The organism is Rhodococcus sp. 14-2496-1d (genome assembly GCF_002259365.1).
Taxonomy (GTDB): Bacteria; Actinomycetota; Actinomycetes; order Mycobacteriales; family Mycobacteriaceae; genus Rhodococcoides.
The window spans coordinates 1-18,082 of the sequence record NZ_NPFV01000032.1; the positions used below are offsets into that span (position 1 = coordinate 1).

Sequence of the window (18,082 nt, forward strand, 5' to 3'; positions counted from 1 at the left end):
CGAACGGGTGAGTCGGGCTCGGTGGGGGTCCAGATCGCGAGTTCGTTCTGTCTGTGGATGCGCAGATCCTCGACGTACGGGATTCGCCACACCGCTGGTGCTGCGGATGCGACGACGTCCGCCCATCGGCGCAGGGTCTTGGGGAGTGGGCCGGGGGCGTCGGGAACCAGGACCAGTCCGAGGAGAGTGCAGTCGCCGACGAGGCCGGCCTGAGCTTGCAGGAGAAGGTCGTGGGCGGCGTCGAGGCCGGCGCGGTCGGTGCGGCAGACGACGACGACATTGCGGTGCCGGTCGGCGGCGGGCCAGCCTCGGCGAGCATCGCCCGCCGGGGCCCAGATCTGGGCGAGTGTGCCTGCGCCGGAGCGCCCGTGAGCGGCGAGGAGCCACATCACGGGCGGGCGACCGTGGACTGCGACCGGGTCGTCGTGAATCGGTGCTCGGCGTTCGGGCGGTGGTATCCGCAGCCCTGCCGGGGTGACCGACACGTCGTCGTCTCGGTAATAGTCATGGTGCTCAGCTGGTTGTGCGGCCATCTCGGGCGCACCTCTTTCTCCGGCGTTCTCGGTCACCAAGTGGTGGTTGGTGAGACGGTGGTCGGCACAGCGGCAGAAACAGAGGGGGTCGTCGTGGTGGCCGCTGTGTTCGTCGTTGCGGTGCCGGTGGCCCCGACGGTGGCGTGGGCGGCGAGGATGCTTCCCGCGCTGCGGACGGTGTCGGTGGTGGCGAACAGCGACGCGCCTTGTTTGATCACTGCCCCGACCTTGTCGGCGAGGCTCTGATCGCCGGTCAGGTCGGCGGCGAGCGCGACGATCCATCGCACGGTCAGCTCGACGGGGGTCTCACCTTTGGACCCGACCGGAACACTGTCGTAGGAGCCGTGTTTGGTGGCGGTGTTCCAGTACGAGGTGTCGGTGACGAGCTGCGCGAGACCGGCGTTCTCGTCGATGGTGTTCGACACTTCCTTGAACGCGACGTCGACGGCGGAGTCGATGGTCGCCGGGGGTACGAGCTTGACCGCCGAGGACAGCACCTTGGTGGCGAGTATGCCGAGGGCTGCGGGTGGGTTGGTCAGGCCGACGGTGGCGAGCTGGCCGATCGTTTCGGGGGTGATGACGTCCTTGGCGACGGTGATCGCCGCGCCGATAGCCATGCCGGCGATCTTGGTGACCGCGCCGACCGCTTGGTCGATCATCTCGTCGGTCGAGGTTGCGGAGGGGTCGGAGTACTTGGCCATCTTCGACAGCACGGTCTCCGATGACGAGTTGACCTCGAATCGTCCTGCCTTGGAGTCGAAGTCGATGTTGTCGTTGATCACCGACGCGCCGGTCATCAGGGCGGTGCGTCCGACGGCGGTGGAGACGTCGGTGAGGATCCGGACGGGGTCGCGGGTGTCCATCGAGGACTGGCCGGCGATGGAGGCCACCAGCTTGGCGGCCGGAGCGTCGATGGGGGTGTCGCACGCGAGATCGCCTGCGGTGCAGTACGAGGCGACCCGGTCGGAGACTGCTCCGAATCCGGCGATCTTCGGTGTCGGTGAGATACCGCCGCCTGCGGGGGCGGCTGCGGCGACGGCCGGGGCGAGTTGGACGGTGTCCACTGCTGCACCGCTGGTGCCCGGTGCCGGGGCGGGGGTGGAGCCACCGCTGGCGATGACGTCTTCGCCTTCGGCGCGGGTGGGGTCGGAGAACAGTGCTGCGCCGGCGAAGTGGTCGGCGTCGACAGGTCCGGATCCTGCTCCGATTTCACGGGTGACCTGGGAGGCGACCTCGCCGCCCTGGGAGTAGCCGGAGAGGAAGACCTTGGTGCCGGGGCAGCGCGCGGCGATGTCGGAGATCATCTTGGTGGTGTTCTCGACGCCGATGTCGACGGACTGGGCGTAGGGAACGGCGGAGCGATCGCCGGGCTTGCCGCCGAAACTCGCCGGGTACGGGACGTAAGTTCGTTCGAGAGCGGGCCCGTCACCTGAGTTCGCATCGCGCATCGCGGGCACGGTCAGCCGGGAGAAGAAGCCGGAATCGGTGTCGGGTGAGGTGTTCTCGTCGATCTCGGTGGTACCGGGGACGACGACGAGATGCAATACCGGGCAGTCCCCGCTACCGGTGTCCGGTGGGGTGGGTGTGGTGGACGGCTGCGCGGCCGCGACGCCGCTGGCGGAGACCACGATGGTCACTGCGGCGGTGGCGGTGAGCAGGCGCACGGTCAGGCGGCGAACCTGGTCGATGGGTGTGTGCACGGCTTCTCTCTTCTTCGGTGGGATCCAGCGGGTATGCCTGGTCATGGGGGTCAGCGGGAGACGATGGCGGAGATGAGCGTCGTGCCGGCCTGCGCCTTGGTGGTGGTGATGCGTTGGCGACTCATGCGCCCGTCGATGCCGGGGCCGCGCTCGACGACGGTGACGTCGTAGATTCCGGCGTCGATCGGGTCGGCCAGGACACAGAATTCGATATCGGGTTCGAGCTGGTCGATTCCTGCCTGGAGGCGCTGCGCGGACGCCATCACCGCATCGGGTGCACCTGCGGCGCGGGCTGCGACACCGTCGCGGTCGAAGTAGAAGGCCTTCTCGAACCGCCAGATCGCCACCGCACCGGGGTCGTCACTGTCTTCGGTGACCGGGTCACCGTGGGCTTGACCCCGGCACCAGGTGACATCGGCGGCCGCAGCTCCCGCTGCAGCGGGAGCGGTCGAGGTCGAGGTCGGAGCTGCTGTGGTGGTGACGATTTCGTCGGGAAGCAGTACGGGCGTTGGTTGCGGTTCGTCGCCGAATCTGGTGAGCACCAGCCCGGCTCCCACTACTCCCCCGATCAGGACCGCGAGTGCGGTCGTGACGGCGATGGTGGCGCGGTGGCGTCGCCACCACGACTGCGGGGGTGCGGGTGCGGGTGCGGTGTAGGGGCCTCCAGCGCGAAGTAGAGAGGTCCGTTCGTCGAAGGAGCCGTATCCGTCCGTCGGCCGGGATGCGTGGCCATGGTCAGGGCGGTCCACGTCGATGTCGTCGGTAGGGTGCTCGACGAACCAGTCGTCGTCCGGATCGGTGGCGGCGGACTGGTGCTCGGTCAAGACTGTCAGTCTGCGCTCGGTCGGATACTCGGAAGCTGCTGCGGCGGTGTCGGTCTCGGCGACGACCGGGTCGGCGAACCAGTCGTCGGTGCCGTGGTGGGTGTCGGCGTCGGTGGTGCGGTCTCGAGGTGCCACAACAGGCCTTTCCGAGGGTCGAGGTGAGGAACGAGGTCGAACCTTCGGATACAGCCCGACCCATCGGGGGCGGTCGGGCTGCACCCGGAGGTCAGATCGCGAGGTTCAGACCCGCCAGTGCTGCTTTCGCCTGGTCGAGAACGGGCGCGGCGGCGGTGTTGACGGCCGCCACGGTGTCCGCCACGGCGGGCTGCTCGAGCACCGTCGAGGTGAACTGTTGGACCTGCTCGTAGGCAGGTTCGGTCCACCCCTGGACCGCCGTGGCGGCCTGGTCGACGTCGGCCGGGGCGAGGTCGAGGCTGCCCTGGATCTGGTCGACGGTGGTGTCGATGGCGTTCTGCACGCTGGGGGAATCGACGGTCAGCGGCGCAGCAGGGGTAGCCGGGACGCTCTCGGGTGCCGGAAGCGGTGCGGGCTCTTCGATGATCTGCTGCTCGCCGCCGAGGACGGTGGCACCGAGGATGCCGCCTATGACTGCACCTGTGCCGGTCAGGCCCAGCACGATCGGAGCCGAGAGGGCAGCGCCGACTCCTGCGCCTGCGAGTGCCGCTGCGCCGGGGATGAAGACCCAGCCGACAGGTCCGCCCCAGACAATCGCACCTGTGCCGGTGGTGGCTGCGACGCCGAGTCCGCCGCCGATGGCGGCTGCGGTGCCGGTGATCACTGCGGCAGGGGCCACGGAAGCGGCAAGGCCGACAGCGCCGCCTGCGACGACTCCGGTGATGGTGCCCGCAGCGATACGGTCGGCGCGGGATGCGTCGGCGAATCCGTTGTCCACCAGCCAGTTTCCGCCGTCGGCCTGGATTGCGGCTCCGGTGTTGTTGAATTGCTTGACCAGGTTCGGATCGAGCAGGTTCGGGTCGTACGGCACGAGTTCGCCGCCGACGAGGACGTAGCCCTCGGGTGCGTCGATCGGTGCAATGACCTTGCGCTGCACAGTCGGAACCGGCGGCGGGGACGCTTGCAAGGCGTGCGGTGCGTCGGTCGGCGCGGCCTGCGGCGCGGGGGCAGGCTCGTAGTAGGTGTTCTGGTACGAGGACTGCTGGTTGCCTGACCGGTAGTCGTCGTAGCTACGCCACTGCGACTGCTGGACCTGGGGTGAGGCCTGGTAACCGGGCAGGAACTGGCGTTCGCTGGTCGGGGCCGGCGACGGCGCGACGGGGGTGGTGTCGGTGGTGCCGGACTGGGCGGTGTCGGGTGCGGTCACGAAGTCCTGCGGTGCCGCGTGTGCGGTTGCGGTGCCCCACGCCAGTGCGACGGCGACGGGCACGGCAGTGAGAACGAGTGCCCGTTCTCTGCGGCGGCGGTGACGCCCACCGATTCCTTGCTGGGGAGACATGTGTGGTGGTGCCTTTCGTAAGTCGCTGCGATGCAGCGGTATTGGGTGATGTGTGACTGGAGTGGTTGATGGTGGAACCACCACCGTCCGCGCTGGGAGAACGACCGAAAACGAGGGTCAGCCTTCGGGTGATCCCTCAGCGCGGACGATGGGTGATGCCTTGGGAGTGGATGCCGGCGCGCGTCCGTTGCACGCTGGCATCCACGCGAAATGTCAGCCGAACAAAAGGCCGAGGCTGCGCCAGAACCAGTCCTGCGAGAAGATCCAAGGCATCGGTCGTATTCCTTTCTGTCAGTGGAGTGGTGGGAATGTGTTCGATGTCCCGGCGGGGTCGCGCAGTTCGGCACACGATGAGGTCGAAGCGTCACCACGCGACCCTCGCGCCGGTCCACCAACTGAGGGGCTACACGGGAGCCTCAGTGCAGTGAGTTCGCCGCGTAGACCCTCGCGACTGATCGCCTCTTCAGGCGTCAGTCGAGATTGGGGGTACTAGGCCACGTGGCTGAAGACTGGAGACCGTGGGAGTGGTTCCAGGAACGTCGTATTGGCGTCAGTCCATTCACCGATCACCGCGTTCGTCTCTTCGCAGATCAGCCTGTGGTGGCTGTGGCGGGGCGCGGCTGGGAGCGAACACACGGCCAGGCCCGCAACACGGTCGTTGACCGAGGAACAGAGGGCGATGCCGGGATTGCAGGTGGAGCCCGGATGTAACGTTCGCGGTTGCGCGACAGATGTCATAGGTGTCTCCGATCCGATTGCGGTTCTGCTAGATCCGCATAGGCTGGGAGAGCCCCTGCGGATACAAGTTGGGCCCGATATTGGGGCTTTGTTCTGTAGGTGGAGGGACTCCGGATGCGTTTCGGGACGACCAATCACGGCGCATCTGGAGTCTGCTAATTCGAGTTACTCTGTGCCAGTTGGCTTCTCGCTTTCTTTGGCGTATCAGTGATGCGTAGACGCCGCGGTTGATGCGGTGTGCGTCTGTAAGCCGAATCTTGCTCTGCCGACACCCAGGGGCGAACCCCGATCGCATTGTCTAAACAACTGTGTCTATACAATAGCATCAAAACATGCTTTATGTGCTACCGAATTGGGACAAGTGGCATCGTGTCCTCTCGTGAGGTTCCATCGGTGAGGCGTCGGTTGCGTGGTTTCGCACCTGACAAGCTGCGGGCGCGACGAATTGAACTCAAGCTGAGTGGTGCCGAGGTTGCGCGCGTTCTCGGAGTGGCTTTGACGACGTACTCACAGTGGGAGCGAGGCCAGTCCCATCCCCGCATAGACACTCTTGCTCGATGCGCTAAGGAATTCGGGAGCGAGATCAGCGATTTCGTCTCAGTGCCGGAGGACGAGGAGTACCTCGGTGATCTGCGAATATCCAGGGGGCTGACCCAGGGGATGCTCGCGAGCGAAATCGGCGTCAGTAGCCAGTACATCGGGGCGCTCGAGCGCGGGCAGAGCAAGCTGAGCGCGCCGGCCGCCCGCCAGATAGCGGAAGCGTTGGGGTACCCGGCGCAACGGGTCAGCGAGGCATACGAGCGTGTGCGGAAGCGGCCACGGGGCGAACCGGCCTGACTGGGGACCTGACTCTGGATCGACATTCTGGCTCCAAGACGCGTGCTTGTTAGCCACGTGAAATGTGTTCCACGTGGTGCTCAAAGGCTGCGTCTGAGGGCCATGCGGCCGACAGGAAATCTTCAACTCTTCGGGAGAGCGGAAGGTGCCGAGGGCGAAGCTATCACGATCGGTTAGGGAGTGGGAACCTTGAGCACCTGCTCGGAAGGTTGTAGCGCGGGGAGCACCGCAAGGACCAGCCGGTCACCAAGCTGTCCAGGGTAGGGCCTTAGTTCGAGTCGGGTTTGCTGCCACTTCCAGCCGGTCGCGCCGCCGCCGTCGATTGCACGGACGTGTACATCAGCTGACACAGGAGACGTATCGTGAGTCCACTTTTCTAGAGCACCCGACAGTGTCGCCCGGTCGTCGTCGTGCAACACGCCGCACCCGCTTGTGAGATCACGCCATTTCACCCAGGTTGGAGCTTCCGGCAGCCACATCGTCAAAATCCCGGTTCGGCCGTCGAATACAGCGATGCGTGTTCCACCGCTCTCGAGGCCGCTCGGCATTCCCAGCTCAGCCAATGTTGGTTTGTCGGGTTCCGTCGTGTCTGTCACGTCGTGCCAGAGCAGCCTCAGACCGACGTTGGCAGGGTCAGTTCTCCCCCTGCCCCAGCAATGCCAACGCATGATTCGGCCATCTGCGTGAAGAACGGACATTGGGCCCTCCCACTTCTGACCGTGGGTAGGGACCAGTGCCTGGGCGAACAACTCCTCGGACCCATCGAATTTGACGGCCTTGGCGTTGTACTCCGCCGGGGTTCGTTCCGGCACGTGATCAGCGGCAGATACACCGGACATCGCGGAAGCCTCGACTGTCTGCTCGATGACGGTGCGTTCGAGTAGCCAGGCTATTCCGGAAACGGTGCGCACAGGATCGGGTTCGACCTCCGGGTCCCCCACCCAGACCTGTATGCCGTGGGTTTCCCCTGACGGCCCCAGAACTGGTACTGCGCGAATCCGAGCTTGACGCCGACGGCCTTTGAAGAGCACATCTTGCTCGGCGCAAGAACTGCGTGTGAGTTCCAGAAAACCATGCAGATCGAACTCAGGCCCAGGTGACAAGCGATCGATTTTGGTCCAATCTCGGACCTTCCCCCCAGTACTGATGACTGTCATCTGTCCTGGAACCAAGGTTTCCACCAGGTTCCAGCTATTCACGATGTCCACAGGTTCCCCTTCCTGATCGACCTAGACCGACGACGGTACAGTCACGGCCGCCGCGAAACAGAAAGTCTGACGCCATGTGGCCTCATTGTCACGGCTTCTCGCACGTCGAGCTGGTAATCGGGGTCTGCCCGAATCTCGTACCGACGAGCGATGGACGCCAACGCAAGCACCGCCTCGTGTAAGGCGAATTGGCGACCGATACACGCTCGCAGACCAGTGCCCCAAGGCTTGTATATACGGCGGTTGGTGTCGCTGGCCTGCCCTGTGGCGAACCGGTCGGGGTCGAAGGTGTGTGCCTCTGGCCCCCACTCCGGTGAGCGGTGCAGCTGTGGAAGGAGAACAAAAACCCATCCCTCGGGTACTTCATACCCGCCCAGCGAAGTTGCTCCGCGCTCACGTGCCTTGCGGAAGTAACCGGGTGCAGCGGGCCACAGCCGGAGAGTTTCGTCGACGACATGTCGTGTCCGTCGCAGCTTGGGCACGTTCTCGAACTCGATGTCGGTGCCATCAGGAGCGACGGCATCGACTTCGGCCCGTATCCGCTGCATCTCATCGGGGCGGGTGCTCAGGAAATGCAACGCAAAGGCGATGGTCGATGCTGTTGTCTCGTTCCCCGCTATTAAAAAAGTGATGATCTGATTGCGGATGTTCTCCAGTGTCAGTCTGTCGCCCGTATCGGGGTCTGGCGTATTGAGCATATGTTCGAGCAGATCCGGAGACGTTTTGCTGGAGTCAGGCTGGGCCATTCGCTGTTCGATCAGGGAGTCGACAGTGTGGCGTATGAGCTGGAGGTCCTCATCGTGCTGCCTCGTCGCCCTTCGTCCTAAGACAGAGCGGATGATCGGCACATCGTTCGATGACTTGTTCACATAGTGAAGGACGCGAGCGATGGCGTCCGCAAAGGGGACGGGCTGGCGAAACGAGCCGAAATCATGCGCCAGGGCGCAACGCCCGATCACGTCGAAGGTCAGTTTGGAGCACTCGTCGTAGGCGTCTACCGGACCCGATCCGCTGTCCCACGAGGTCAGAAGTTCGTTGACTGATTCCTGCATGGCTTCGTGGTAACCGCGCATGGCCCCTTTGCTGAACGCCGGCCCTAACACGGCATGCGCGCGATGCCAGTTCGGCTCCGAGTTGAACGCGGTGAACAGACCGTCTTCGCCGATGGCGCGTAGCTTGCGATGTGGCAGGGCAAGAAATTTTGCCCAGTACTTCTCGTCGTTTACTTCCGCGACAAGCTCCGGTTCGGAGACCACCACGAGTCGGTGGCCGAAAATCTTGCGTTCGTAGATCCCACCGAGCTCAGTGGCCATCGCCATCTCTTTTTGAACAGGCTTGGCGGTATCGAGGCCAATGATGTCTCCGGCAAACGGCAGTCGGTAACGCGGGTGAGGCAGAGTCTTCGAGATGGTTTGGGCGATCTCCATGCCAGATAGTGTCCACCACGTCCGCAGACATTGGTCGACGGCCACTGTGTGACGCCTGCTGCGAGTGCGGACCGGTCAACGCGTGAAGACCGCTTGAATGACAGAGGTGTAATTCCTGGTGACTTCCTCGGCGTGTCTCAACGCTTCGAAAATGATTCTGGTTCAGGATAGACACCGGTTGGGACCGCGGAAGTAGACGAAGGAGGCCGTGCCATGCCGATGCCCAGTAAGGGTGACCGGACGTCGCTGACTGTCCGACTGCCGTCGGAGCTGATTGACACGCTCAAGGCGCAGCGAAGCTCGGCTGGCGCGACATCTCTGAGTCAATACGTCGCTGATCTGATCGCGATTGCCAGCGACCGCGAAGATCTTGCGCGCGAACTAAATCGCGCGCATGAACAGGGGGTATTGCCCTTGACTGCGTAGCCGTCTCGACCTGAATCGACATTCGGGTCTTAGTCCAACTAAATCTACGCAGCACCTTGAGATGACAAAAACCCCCGGCGTGCGGGCCGAGGGCTTCTGAAGTCAGAGAAGCGAGTGACTAGCTCGCAACTCGTTCTGTGGTGCTCTTCCCCGAAGGGACTGTCTTGGCGGACATGTCTCAGGGTACATCGTGCCCTGAAGTAGGTACAAGATTGAATGCTCGTGTCGTCCATCCGGATGCGACTGCAGACCGGCTGTGGCATCGTTTCGCACCGGCCATTGCTGCCCGCCGATCGATGAGGCTGTACGACCCGACGACGCGTAAATACGTGTCCGCGGGGCCGTTAACGGTCAAAAGGCCGGCACTGCCGGCAGCTGTGCCGCTCTTCTCACGTGGGCGCGCCGGTGTCGTTGCCTTGGACTTCGACACCAAACATCACGGCCACGCCTCCGTTGCCGCTGACGTGACGCGTCTGCTGGCGTGGTTGTCCGAATGCGGTGGCCGCGTAGTAGTCGATGAATCGACGAGCGGCGGCCGACATGTGCTGATACCGCTGGCACCGGGAAAAACAGTCACCGCCGACGAGATACGTCCGTTGTTGCGCCTTCTGGCAGCGCGACTTCCCACGTTGGACATCACACCGATGACCAACCACAAAACCGGGTGCATCACCGTGCCGGGCTCGCAGTGCAAAGAAGGTGGTTACCGCACCCTCGTCGATCTGGACCCTGCGGCAGCGTCCGACATCCTGACCGTCGGGTCCGATGCCGGCACACTCCAGCGCCTCGAAGCCCTGCTCGGAGGAACGGGCCGACCGATCATCAGCCCGATCGACGCCCACATCCGAGCCGAGACGTCAGCTGAACGCGTCCTCGGCAGTAGTGATGACGCCCGGTTGCATCCGCGTTTCTGTCGCTCCACCCCGCCGCCGCGCTGCGTCCTCGACTTCGCCCGCACAGGCCGCATCGACACCCGCCGCTGGCCCTCTCGCTCGGAAGCACGCCAGTCCGTCATCACCCACGCCGTACTCTCCGGCGCCAGCGCCGCCGACATCCTCACCCGCGTCACCGAACCAGCCTGGGCTGGTGTGCATGCCGCGTACGCCCGCTACGCCGAACCTGAACGCGCTGTCCGCCGCGACACTGCCCGCGCACTCGACTGGGCCGCATCGACCCTCCCCGACCCAGTCCGGAATACCGGGCACAAGCAAAAGCACACAGGGGGTACCTACGACCCGGTACTTTGCTTCTGGCTTACCCACGCTCAAACTTGGGTCTCTTCCGCGTTTCTTCATCGAAGAGATCGATGGACTACCCATGCAGTTGTTCAAGCTTTGGCGTGGGCTGCGGCAGTGTCCGGTCAAACAGTCGAAGGTGTTCCCACTGTCGGTGTCGGTGGGCGGTCACTGTCCATCGCCGCCGGCATGCTCCCGGAATCAACGGTGTGGTCAGTTCTGGAGCGGCTGAGGGACATGGAAGGGTCGCCGCTGCTGCTCATCGAACGCGGGGTGGGTCAGAACCCCGACCGGTACGCGTTGGTGCCCACACACGCGGGACGAGCGACACCGATCGACATCGTGGCAGGGGCACCAGAGGTCGAGTCCGTACACCCGGCGTGGAGCGTCATCGGATGGCGTCACCGCATCCTCTACGACGCAGTCGTCGCAGCAGCAGAACCCCTCACCCCGGACGAGTTATTCACAGCCATCGGGGTCGGCCGCACCAGCGGATACGAGGCCCTGCTGGATCTGCGCGTCGCCGGTCTGCTCACGGTCGAGAACGCCCACATCGGTGTCGGGCCGGTCGAACTCGACGACATCGGCCATCGTCACGGCCTCACGTCCGCGGTCCGTGCCCGCATCGTGCGCCACCGCGCCGAACGCATCGTCTGGCGAGAATGGCTCGCAGCACGGGAGGAGGCACGCACCCCGCCCGAGCCCGATCGGTCGGTGTTTGTGGTCGCCGACGATCACCCGACCGATCCACCCGACCACGACTACATCCTGGCCGTGATGAACACGGGCCCACCGGACCCGTTCTAACGCATTTGTGTGGCGTACCGGCCACGAATCCAGGACAGACGTGAGCGCCGGCCTTGTTCGCGTCGCTCGCTCTGACCCCGCCCACCGCGCGGTTGCACGCTGCAATGGTGGACCGAACTGGAATTCATACACCGGCGTTGCCGTGTGATGCCGGTGCTGCACGACCCGTCGACGTGCTCGATCCGACCCGGTCGACGTTCGTCGTCGAGATCAGATGATCGGTGCGTTGGGTTGGCGACGGATGAACTCCGCCATCCCGGGGACGGTGAAGGCAACCAGGCCGCGGGCGGGAGACCAGATGAGTCCTTTGCGTATGCAGGAGTCACGGTGCGGTGCCATCGATTGCGGGTTCGATCCGAGGGCCTCGGCGAGGGCGGCCGTCCGCGGAGTGTCGGTTCCGCTGCGTGCAATGGCAACCAGATACCGTTTCTCGGCTTCGGTGGCCCGTAGCCACCTCGAACTGTAGAAACCGGAATCGAGCGTGGCGTGGCCGGTGTCCACGGCGTCCTCGGCGTCGGCCAGTGTGAACGGCGATTGCTGGGCCGCCTGCCAGAGCTCGTGACCGAACACCTGAAGAAAGTACGGGTATCCATTGCTCGCCGCGACGACGTAGTCGGTCGCTTCGACAGAGATGGCCTGGTTCAGCCTGGTGATGGGTGTGACGATCGCATCGCGGGCCTGATCGTCGGCGAGCGGCCCGATGGTCCGGTAATCGAACTGCCGCTCGGCGTACGACCGCGCATCGGCCAATGCTTGCGCGAGGTTCGGCAGGCCTGCGCCACACACGAAGAACGGCCATTCACGCTGAGCTGCACGGTGCTGGGTAGCCAGGATCACCTGCAGGAGCGCCGGCTCGAGTTCCTGCATCTCGTCGATGAACAGCCCCAGCGCGGTGCCGTCCTTGCGGAGTTCCTCGGTGAGATCTTCGACGAGGTCCTCGAATTCGACCCCCAGGGTCGGCCTCTCGGTGCCGGATGAGCGAGCGAGCTCGACGCCGACACCGAACGCGGTGGCGGACACCGAGAACTCTTCGGTCAACTGCCGGATCTTGTCCGCTACCGGGCCGGCGAACTGACGACGACGAACAGCGCGAGAGATATCTTTGGCGATCCGCCGCCGCAGGGCTTCGGCACCTTCCACGCTGGTCTGGGCTTCGACCTCGACCACCACCCAGTTGTGGCGGCGAGCTTGGTCCGCCATGGTCGCCAAGAGCGTGGTCTTCCCGACCCCTCGGAGTCCCTGCAACATCAACCCACGGTCATAGTGCCGCCGCTTCGTCCGCGCGATCAACAAGTCGAATCGTTCGAGCTCGGCGGTACGTCCGACGAGTTCGGGTGGGCGCGTGCCAGACCCTGGTGTGAAGGGATTCAGTCCGTACTCCATGTACCTCAGACTATCGGATTGTATCTAGTTGTATCGGACTCAGTCTTATATATTCGGATACAATCTGATAGGCGAAGTGACTCGGCGTAGATCCGGGCGCACTGAGTCGACAAGCTGCACCCGGGGCCACCGGAGTAGTGCGGTGCCGATGTCGGCTGATGGACGGGAAGTGGCTACCGCGTCGTCAAGAAATGCTGACAGTGTGCGGGGGTGTCGGGGGTGAGCCCTAGGCCACACGTCATTTGTCGCCGCTATGCGTTGAGGTGTTGAGCCCCCGTTGCGACAACGGGGGGTGTCCGATCGTTTTGATCGATGAGGTGTACGACGGCGGGGGGTCTCCGTGCGCCGGATCTTGAGCCCGACGGGTCAGGTGCTACCACCGCTGTCGGATGAGTCGAGGAGTTGCAGGGTGCGTTCGAGGAGTTGCTCGATACGGTCCTCGACGTCGTCGACCATGTCCGGTACACCGGCCAGCGCCGTGTGCGCGCGGCGACGTGCCTCGACACCCGACCGGTAGTAGCCGGAGTCGAGCTCGACAGACACCGGCTCCGGCGCGGCGATCGGCTTACTCCGATCGGTACCGTCGGACGGTCTGACGATGGCGCGACGTGGGGTGTGCAGTGGAGAAACGCCGGTACGGTGTCCCGCGATCACCGCTCCGACCTCGGCCGCGGTCATCGCCGTGACCGGCAGAGGCAGGTGGCCCCACCGATCGATCGGCACCGCGACCGGACCGCGGCGGTGCGGCGATCCTGTCATGTCGGGAAACGTGTTGCGCTGCAGATGTTCTGTCAGCAGCGTCGTCGACGGATAGCGGTCGGCGAATTGCAGGACCGTATGCCACAGGTCCCATAGCGTGGCGGGCTCGAAACCGGTGGCGTCGCTGGGGGCGATGTCGACTCGGTGGCGGCCCCCGATCCACACACTGTCGCCGTCTGTGGCGATATCGGTGCGGTCGAGTCCTGCAATAGCTCTGTAGGACAAGCCCGCTCCGGCGAGAACGAGAAGAACGGCATCGCGGCGACCGAACAGTGCAGCCGTCGATCCGGAAGTCGGCAGTCCGGCAGCGATAACCCGGTACTGCGCGGCACGCCGCATCGTTCGCTCGCTACGTGCAGAATTCAGTGCGATCCGGAGCGACGTCACTCGTCCGGGAGCTGGCTGGCCGGCATCGAGGTGAACGCGGTTGATCGCGGACACCCGGCGCAACTGAACCGCGTCGCGGGCGGGGTTTTCGGCGAGGAACTCCGCCAGCGTGATCGGCGACGCGGGGAGAGCATCGACGTCGGCCGCGGCACACCAGTCGACGAACAGCGACCACTGGTAGCTGTAACCGCTCACCGTGCTCCGTCTCGGCGTCACATGTGCGACGGTACCGGGCTGAAGGCCGGTACCAGATCGGACACAGTCGCGCGGGTCACTCGCCGCGAACCTGGGACGCAGGCGTGTTGACGGCTATCGCTGGCGTCGTCGTCTGTGCGTACTCGCGCCTTACTCGGCCAGCTTGGCGATCGACTGCGCCCACAGGAACTACTTGTTCCGTCCGAGATCACCGATGGCCTTGATCCATACATCATGACCATGCCCGGAAGCCCGAGTTGCCCACCGCGGGTTCGAGCAAGCCTTGCACCGAGCACACCTGTGAGTTTCACAGTCTTCAGAGTGGTCCGTAGGGATGGGCCGCGGATCGTCATGGCGCGTCTCTCGATGCTGAATATTGTTTTGAATTAACGTATTTCAAGGTCGATGGGTTCAGGCTGTTCGTTCGGTATCGACGTGTCGGGTCCGCGAAGCATCGCTGGCGCACGTGCCGGAGGTCGGTTGTCGGGTCGATTTCCGTGTTCCAATCCGGCGACGAGGAGTCCTCGATAGGCAGTAGTGCACGTCGTCGAGTTGGAGTGCCCGAGTGCATGATGCGCGCGCCGTCAGTCGTCTGTCCGTGCCTGGTGCCTTCGATAGGACTACCCGGCGAGCCGTGGTGCCTTCGATAGGACTACCCGGCGAGCCGTGGTGCCTTCGATAGGACTACCCGGCGAGCCGTGGTGCACGCGGAGAGTCTTGGCGGCATCAGGGCGAGTCGTATCTCGATGAGTCGTCGCAGGGTGCGGTCCTTTCGTCAGTCAAGTATTGCCGAACTCTGGGTGTTGATCTTCCCTCAGCTATCTGTTATATGTATACACACATACATATAGATGCAAGGGGCACCCGCTGCGACTCGAGCGTTCGAACACGCCGCCGACTCGCCTGGTTCGGTCTGTGCGAGCGCCGCAATCGTGAATCTATCGACGAACGGGAGTTGTGCGATGACGTGGTACGTGGAGGCGTCGGACGGTACAAGTCTGGCTGTGCAGGAACGCGGGAATCCTGACGCACCGACGATACTGTGCGTGCACGGGTTTCCCGACGATCATTCGGTCTGGGATGGCGTGGCACGCGAGCTTGTTGCATCGTTCAACGTGGTCACTTTCGACGTCCGTGGTTCCGGTTTGTCCGACGCGCCTGCAAGGGTGGCGGACTATCGGCTCGACCAACTCGCCGACGACATCGTTGCGGTGGCCGATGCCGTCTCACCGCACCGACCGGTACACCTTTTGGCTCACGACTGGGGATCGGTGCAAGCCTGGCATCTCGCGACCGAGCCTCGACACCGCCACCGGGTGGCCTCTCTGACGTCGATCTCGGGCCCATCCCTCGACCACATCCCGGCGTGGATCAGTGAGCGACTGCGGCGTGGACCGAACGGGTGGAAAGATATTGCCCAACAATGGAAGTCTCCTTTCTATATGGGATTCTTCCAGATGCCGTGGCTGGCACCGCTCGCGTGTCGGTTGGGCATCGTGGACCGAGTGATAGCGTTCGCGGCTCGATGGGAGTCGGGATCTGCACCCGTATCGACTTCGCGGCATCGATCGCGTGACAACAGAAACGGTCTTAAAATCTACACAGCCAATCTTCTTCCACGAATACTGTTCCCAGAGAATCGTTTCAGCGATGTGCCAGCCCAAGTGCTGGTACCCAGAGGCGACATTTTCATCACCCCATCCATTCAGATGGATATTCATCGGTGTACCAGCGCCGGCGAAGTCCATTTCATTGACGGCGGCCACTGGGCCCCGTCCTTCCACCCCGCGGTCGTCGCGACCGCGACACTCAGTTTCGTAAATGATCATTCAACGCCTCAGGTCGCCTCGACAAATAATGTGAACGGAGCCACTGATGGATCCCAAGATTGACATCGACAAGGTAGCCCTCTCCGCCCGAGACGTCTCGTGGGACTGGAGCGGCTTGCCTATGCACTACTTCGACGAAAGTCCTTTCGCGACCCACTTTGCAAATGGCATGAATATGCTCCTCCCGGAGGGAGAGATATTTTTCGTCGACATATTTCGCCGAGCACTCCCCTTCGTAGTGGATGAAACGGTTCGCGAGGATGTAATCGGATTCATCGGCCAGGAAGCAACTCATTCATCAGCGCATCAATCTCTGGTCGATCACTTTCAGAACACCGGACTGGATATGGAGCCGTTCGTCTCAGACGTACGGGAGCTGTTCCACAAGATGCTCGGTGACCGTGATTTGACGGGTCGGCGGGCCCACGCATGGCTGATTGAGCGAGTGGCAGTGGTTGCGGCGATCGAGCACTTCACCTCCTATCTCGGGGACTTCGCGCTCAATGCGACGGCGTGGGACGACGCCCTCAGTCCTCGAGTGCTGGATCTGTTCCGATGGCACCTGGCCGAGGAGGTCGAACACCGACATGTCGCGTTCGACCTATTCACCCATCTCGACGGAAACTACTTCCACCGTGTTCGCGCCTGGATGCTGGCGGCACCGACGCTTGCCCTGATGTGGGGGCGCGGTACGAGACACCTGATGGCTGTCGATCCGGAACTCGCGAACGAACAACGCGCGATTCGTTTCCGCGATTTCCGGAGAACCTGGAGGAAAGGGCTGCTACCGAGTCCGTTCAGTCTGACAAAGATGTTCTTTCAGTATTTTCGCCCTGGCTATCACCCCTCGCAGTACGGGTCGACAACGCAGGCTGTCGGGTACCTCGCGACCTCCCCGGCCGCGCGCGCGGCCCTCTAGAGCATGGCTGTATCGCGCGTTTACTCCGCAGTTGGTGCAGGTCGCGCTCGGGGCCGTTCGGGCGGCACGAGCGCCGTGATGTCGTTTTTGCGTGCCGGTGCGGGCGCGTACGCCGCGACAGCGACCAGGAGTGGACGTAAGAATCACGAACCCGTGGCTTCGGTCATTCCACTGGAACTGATCGTCCGATCGACACGGATCGAAGCCGACGGGGTGCTCAGCATTGACCTGGGTGCCCGGAACGGCAGGGACCTGCCCTCTTGGTTCCCGGGCGCGCACATCGATCTGATCATGCCGTCGGGAACAATCCGCCAGTATTCGCTGTGTGGCCCGGCATCGGACCGCACGTTCTACCGGATCGCTGTGCGCCGGCTCGACCACGGCAGCGGTGGGTCGATCGAGGCGCACACGCTACGAACAGGATCGCTCGTCAGCGTGCAAGGTCCACGGAATGCGTTCCCCTTCGTACACTTTCGGAATGCCCTACCGGGGGCACCGCGGGTAGTCTTCATTGCCGCTGGCATCGGAATCACAGCTCTGCTGCCGATGATCGAAAGCGCCGTGAATGCAGGAGCCGATTGGCACCTGACGTATATCGGGCGAGGCCGCACGGCCATGGCTTTCCTCGATCGCCTGGCAGCATTCGATCCTGGTGGGCACAGAGTTCGGATCCATACCGGACCACGACAATCCCCTGCACGCATCCTCGAACAAGTGCGCGCACAGAGTTCGGTCTACTTCTGCGGCCCGGCTGAACTTCTGTCTGCGGTGCGTCCACTGTTGGACATGGACCCGACCGTCGGTCTCCATTACGAACGTTTCGGCCCTCCTCCAGTGATCGGCGGCACACCGTTCAGCGTGCGTCTAGCCAACGGTGATGTCATCGAGGTCGATGCCGCAAGTTCCACTCTTGATGCCGTTCGCGAAGCCAGACCCGACGCACCCTATTCGTGCCGCCAGGGATTCTGCGGCACCTGCAGAGTACGAGTGCTCGACGGGGACGTCGAGCGGCGAGGGCGATCGCGATTTCTCGACGAGCAGGACACAATGCTGATCTGTGTGGACAGGGCCCGAGGAACGGAAGTGACTCTCGATCTCTGAGGCATGACTCAACTGTGACCGCGCAGCGCCGGTTACGTGAGTACGAACTTCTTGGAGCCCCGTACCGGGCGGCCAGAAGGTGCTTGTGAAAACACAATACGCAGTCCCCTATGCATCAGCGGGTGGCTTAATCACAAGGCCGGTCTGGCGTGCGGAATGGGTAGAAGCTTCTCAACAACCAGACAACTACAGCGTTGAGACATGCCGGGTCGGCCAATGAAGACGCCAGGTTCTATTCCATACATTTCTACATCTCGCAAGGCCCCTTGCCCGAGGCCATTCCCGCGTGGGTCTGCACGC

The 18,082-nt window shown here is 63.5% G+C and carries 14 protein-coding genes; 6 read left to right on the forward strand and 8 right to left on the reverse strand.

Annotation, left to right across the window (positions count from 1 at the left end; all coding sequences use genetic code 11):
• The 4 genes from CH296_RS26455 to CH296_RS26470 all read right to left on the reverse strand — a co-directional run.
• The coding region (locus tag CH296_RS26455; RefSeq protein ID WP_143546417.1) for a DUF6668 family protein at positions 1-533 on the reverse strand (533 nt) is incomplete at its 3' end.
• Positions 534-565: 32 nt separating this feature from the next.
• The gene (locus CH296_RS26460) at positions 566-2,278 is read right to left on the reverse strand and encodes a cutinase family protein (protein ID WP_094685987.1); all 1,713 of its coding nucleotides are present in this window, start codon (positions 2,276-2,278) and stop codon (positions 566-568) included.
• Positions 2,279-2,283: 5 nt separating this feature from the next.
• Positions 2,284-3,192 (reverse strand): hypothetical protein, encoded by a 909-nt coding sequence (locus tag CH296_RS26465; protein WP_094685988.1) that lies wholly within the window; start codon positions 3,190-3,192, stop codon positions 2,284-2,286.
• Positions 3,193-3,283: 91 nt separating this feature from the next.
• Positions 3,284-4,531: a hypothetical protein gene (locus CH296_RS26470; protein WP_256980578.1), complete on the reverse strand. Its 1,248-nt coding sequence runs from the start codon at positions 4,529-4,531 to the stop codon at positions 3,284-3,286.
• A 1,077-nt stretch (positions 4,532-5,608) separates the two neighbouring features.
• On the opposite strand from CH296_RS26470, the gene CH296_RS26475 reads away from it, so the two are divergent.
• Positions 5,609-6,106: a helix-turn-helix transcriptional regulator gene (locus CH296_RS26475; protein WP_094685989.1), complete on the forward strand. Its 498-nt coding sequence runs from the start codon at positions 5,609-5,611 to the stop codon at positions 6,104-6,106.
• Positions 6,107-6,279: 173 nt separating this feature from the next.
• Here the strand turns inward: CH296_RS26475 and CH296_RS26480 are convergent, their stop codons facing one another.
• Together CH296_RS26480 and CH296_RS26485 are read right to left on the reverse strand one after the other, a co-directional pair.
• Positions 6,280-7,314, reverse strand: a complete 1,035-nt coding sequence (locus CH296_RS26480) for a GAF domain-containing protein (protein ID WP_094685990.1) — start codon at positions 7,312-7,314, stop codon at positions 6,280-6,282.
• A 41-nt stretch (positions 7,315-7,355) separates the two neighbouring features.
• Positions 7,356-8,741, reverse strand: a complete 1,386-nt coding sequence (locus CH296_RS26485) for a cytochrome P450 (protein ID WP_179277823.1) — start codon at positions 8,739-8,741, stop codon at positions 7,356-7,358.
• Positions 8,742-8,954: 213 nt separating this feature from the next.
• Here CH296_RS26485 and CH296_RS26490 point away from each other — a divergent pair, with 213 nt between their 5' ends.
• Together CH296_RS26490 and CH296_RS26495 are read left to right on the forward strand one after the other, a co-directional pair.
• Positions 8,955-9,167 carry a hypothetical protein gene (locus CH296_RS26490; protein ID WP_032370879.1) on the forward strand — a complete coding sequence of 71 codons (213 nt, stop codon included), beginning with the start codon at positions 8,955-8,957 and terminating at the stop codon, positions 9,165-9,167.
• Between the two features lie 296 nt (positions 9,168-9,463).
• A complete protein-coding gene (locus CH296_RS26495; RefSeq protein ID WP_179277824.1) occupies positions 9,464-11,209 on the forward strand; it encodes a hypothetical protein in 1,746 nt (581 codons plus the stop codon).
• Positions 11,210-11,419: 210 nt separating this feature from the next.
• Here CH296_RS26495 and CH296_RS26500 read toward each other — a convergent pair whose 3' ends face one another.
• A complete protein-coding gene (locus CH296_RS26500; protein ID WP_094685992.1) occupies positions 11,420-12,592 on the reverse strand; it encodes an ATP-binding protein in 1,173 nt (390 codons plus the stop codon).
• A 366-nt stretch (positions 12,593-12,958) separates the two neighbouring features.
• Complete coding sequence (locus CH296_RS26505; protein ID WP_094685993.1) at positions 12,959-13,933, reverse strand: hypothetical protein; 975 nt, start codon at positions 13,931-13,933, stop codon at positions 12,959-12,961.
• 962 nt (positions 13,934-14,895) lie between these two features.
• On the opposite strand from CH296_RS26505, the gene CH296_RS26510 reads away from it, so the two are divergent.
• The 3 genes from CH296_RS26510 to CH296_RS29940 all read left to right on the forward strand — a co-directional run bounded on the left by CH296_RS26510 (position 14,896) and on the right by CH296_RS29940 (position 17,782).
• Positions 14,896-15,825, forward strand: a complete 930-nt coding sequence (locus tag CH296_RS26510) for an alpha/beta fold hydrolase (RefSeq protein WP_094685994.1) — start codon at positions 14,896-14,898, stop codon at positions 15,823-15,825.
• Positions 15,809-16,681, forward strand: coding sequence for a metal-dependent hydrolase (locus CH296_RS26515; RefSeq protein WP_094685995.1), 873 nt, complete (start codon positions 15,809-15,811; stop codon positions 16,679-16,681). Before CH296_RS26510 ends, CH296_RS26515 begins: the two co-directional genes overlap by 17 nt.
• A gap of 786 nt (positions 16,682-17,467) precedes the next feature.
• On the forward strand, positions 17,468-17,782 hold the full coding sequence (locus tag CH296_RS29940) for a 2Fe-2S iron-sulfur cluster-binding protein (RefSeq protein ID WP_373557311.1): 315 nt from the start codon (positions 17,468-17,470) through the stop codon (positions 17,780-17,782).
• Positions 17,783-18,082 lie beyond the last annotated feature (300 nt).

Bases quoted from the DNA above. Each gene is read 5' to 3' on its own strand.
- CH296_RS26460 (WP_094685987.1), bottom strand. From the start codon at position 2,278: ATGACCAGGCATACCCGCTGGATCCCACCGAAGAAGAGAGAAGCCGTG.
- CH296_RS26470 (WP_256980578.1), bottom strand. From the start codon at position 4,531: ATGTCTCCCCAGCAAGGAATCGGTGGGCGTCACCGCCGCCGCAGAGAA.
- CH296_RS26475 (WP_094685989.1), top strand. From the start codon at position 5,609: ATGTGCTACCGAATTGGGACAAGTGGCATCGTGTCCTCTCGTGAGGTT.
- CH296_RS26485 (WP_179277823.1), bottom strand. From the start codon at position 8,741: ATGGAGATCGCCCAAACCATCTCGAAGACTCTGCCTCACCCGCGTTAC.
- CH296_RS26490 (WP_032370879.1), top strand. From the start codon at position 8,955: ATGCCGATGCCCAGTAAGGGTGACCGGACGTCGCTGACTGTCCGACTG.
- CH296_RS26495 (WP_179277824.1), top strand. From the start codon at position 9,464: ATGAGGCTGTACGACCCGACGACGCGTAAATACGTGTCCGCGGGGCCG.
- CH296_RS26500 (WP_094685992.1), bottom strand. From the start codon at position 12,592: ATGGAGTACGGACTGAATCCCTTCACACCAGGGTCTGGCACGCGCCCA.
- CH296_RS26510 (WP_094685994.1), top strand. From the start codon at position 14,896: ATGACGTGGTACGTGGAGGCGTCGGACGGTACAAGTCTGGCTGTGCAG.
- CH296_RS26515 (WP_094685995.1), top strand. From the start codon at position 15,809: ATGGATCCCAAGATTGACATCGACAAGGTAGCCCTCTCCGCCCGAGAC.
- CH296_RS29940 (WP_373557311.1), top strand. From the start codon at position 17,468: ATGGACCCGACCGTCGGTCTCCATTACGAACGTTTCGGCCCTCCTCCA.